The following is a 1,438-nucleotide window of genomic DNA, read 5'->3' as shown; positions in this document are numbered from 1 at the left end:
GCCGTGGCGCCGGCCGCGGCGGCCCCGGCCGCACCGGTGGCCGGCGGGGAGGGCGGGTCGCCCCCGGCGGGCCGGTCGAGCGTCTGGGTTTCGTCGTCGGGCATTCAACCATCATAGAATCATGGGATGATTGGTTGTCCAGTCGGCGGCCGCCCCGGCCGCGCTCTCGAAGTCGTTCCTGAAAGGAACCCATGCCGCTGACCTCGCCCCGGCGCTCCGCACTCGCCGATCAGGTGATCGCCCAGCTGCGGAACCAGATCACTTCCGGCGAGTGGCCGGTCGGCGCCCGCATCCCGACCGAGCCGGAGCTCGTCGAGCTGCTCGGGGTCGCCCGCAACACGGTGCGCGAGGCCGTTCGGGCGCTGGCGCACAACGGCCTCCTCGACATCCGGCAGGGCTCGGGGACGTACGTCATCGCCACCAGCGAGCTGGCCGGCGTGATGCACCGCCGCTTCGCCGGGGCCGAGCCGCGGCACATCGCCGAGCTGCGTTCGACGCTGGAGTCCTCGGCCGCCCGACTGGCGGCGGAGCGGCGCACCGAGCGGGACCTCGTACAGCTGGACGCCCTGCTGGCGCGCCGCGAGGAGGCCTGGGCGGGCGGGGACGCCGAGGTGTTCGTGGCGGCGGACGTGAGTCTGCACATGGCGGTCGTCACCGCCTCGCACAACGACGTCCTGATCGAGCTCTACGCGGACCTCGGCGACCTGGTGGCCGACTGGCTGCGGGCGGACGTGGGCACGGAGCTGCGCCCTTCCGCCCATCTGGACCACGCCCGGCTGATCGAGGCGATCCGGCGGGGCGACGGGGACGCGGCGGCCTCGGAGGCCGCGGGCTACCCCTACGCCTGCCTGGGCAAGAGCGGGGAGGACGCCCCGTTCATGGGCGCCGGTGGCTGACCCAGGCCGAGCGGACCTCTTTCCAGCAGCGGCCGACGAGCTCGGTGCGGCCGGCCGGGCCGACGGCCACGGCGACGCCGTCGCCGTCCACGTCCCACCAGCGGTCGCACTCGACGTGCAGCCGTACGAGGTCGGTCTCCGGGTAGGCGTTGTGGCAGTACGCCGCCACCTGTGAGCCCTGGATCACGGTGTCGCAGTCGGCGCCGAACAGCTCGCCCCCCGCGGGCCGCGCGGGCTGCACGGGAGGTTCGGCGGGGATGTCGGCGAGTTCCACGACTACGGGGGCCACCACCTCGGGTCCGGGTGCGGGCTCCTCCGCCACGGGCTGCGCGGCGGCCCCGGGGACCAGGAGTCCGGTCAGGATCACGGAGGTGACCAGCACGGATACGGCTCGGCTCGGTCTCGCTCCCACTCCTACCCTCCTCCCCACAGGAGCCGGGAAGATCCCGACTTGGTTAGTTTGCAGGCATCTGTTCTGATTTTCGACTCGGGAAGATCCGGTCGGCCGGTGAACATGCGATCGAGCACGCCTCGCGCGGTAG

Annotated in this window: 2 protein-coding genes; one reads left to right on the top strand and one right to left on the bottom strand. The window is 72.9% G+C overall.

The features are described 5' to 3' along the window. Positions 1-191 precede the first annotated feature (191 nt). Complete coding sequence (locus tag ACWGIU_RS37835; protein ID WP_453712609.1) at positions 192-896, top strand: FadR/GntR family transcriptional regulator; 705 nt, start codon at positions 192-194, stop codon at positions 894-896. On the opposite strand, the gene ACWGIU_RS37830 is transcribed toward ACWGIU_RS37835, so the two are convergent. Continuing rightward, positions 877-1,308, bottom strand: coding sequence for a hypothetical protein (locus tag ACWGIU_RS37830; protein ID WP_453712607.1), 432 nt, complete (start codon positions 1,306-1,308; stop codon positions 877-879). The two genes, ACWGIU_RS37835 and ACWGIU_RS37830, sit on opposite strands and share 20 nt — an antisense overlap. Positions 1,309-1,438: the final 130 nt, after the last annotated feature.

It is taken from the genome of Streptomyces sp. NPDC054840, assembly GCF_053611065.1.
The sequence above is the reverse complement of the archived record's forward strand: the minus strand, read 5'-3'. Positions and strand labels throughout refer to the sequence as shown.

Bases quoted from the DNA above. Each gene is read 5' to 3' on its own strand.
- ACWGIU_RS37835 (WP_453712609.1), top strand. From the start codon at position 192: ATGCCGCTGACCTCGCCCCGGCGCTCCGCACTCGCCGATCAGGTGATC.